This is a genomic window from Vibrio sp. 2130-1 (assembly GCF_033339515.1).
Genome location: NZ_JAWOUT010000601.1, coordinates 1 through 552 on the forward strand (window position 1 = coordinate 1; position 552 = coordinate 552).

The window sequence follows — 552 nt, forward strand, 5'->3', positions numbered from 1 at the left end:
TGTGGGTTACGGCGATCATTATCCAGTGACCTCTGGAGGAAAGTTTTTAGCCGTCATCATCATCGTTTGTGGAGTGGGGATCTTCGGTATGATCTCTGGTGTGATTACGTCGATTTTAACCGCTCCGACTAAACAGCAAGATCACCGTTCTAAGAACAAAGAGCGGATGTTAGAACAGCTATTAGAACAGCAAGAACAAATCCTTGAGCGACTAACTCTTATCGAAGAGGAAATGCAGCAACGCAAAATTCAGACAAAAAAATAGGACCTATCGGTCCTATTTCTCTTTAAATTAATGAAGATAACGCTACTTTGCGCTCGCTTATCTTATTTTTCACGCCAGTACGGCTGAGTCTCTACGCTGATTGCTCTTGTTTGATCCATTGCATGAAGAATCGAACGCTCTTGGCGGTGCAGCCAACGCTCTAGCTGTTCTTTCTCTTCATTTTCCAGCATATCGACCAAAGGCAATAGATGGTTCAGCATCAACAGATCATCAATGCCATGCACTAAGTCAGCCCAAGGAAGGCGGAAACTATTACGCTCGTCGAA

The 552-nt window shown here is 44.0% G+C and carries 1 protein-coding gene and 1 pseudogene; one reads left to right on the forward strand and one right to left on the reverse strand.

Annotation, left to right across the window (positions count from 1 at the left end; all coding sequences use genetic code 11):
* Positions 1 to 265 (forward strand): potassium channel family protein (locus R7Q09_RS27635; RefSeq protein WP_318144145.1); only part of this gene is annotated, 265 nt, incomplete at its 5' end.
* Positions 266 to 327: 62 nt separating this feature from the next.
* Here R7Q09_RS27635 and R7Q09_RS27640 read toward each other — a convergent pair.
* Positions 328 to 552, reverse strand: a pseudogene (locus R7Q09_RS27640) (inorganic triphosphatase); the annotation flags it as partial.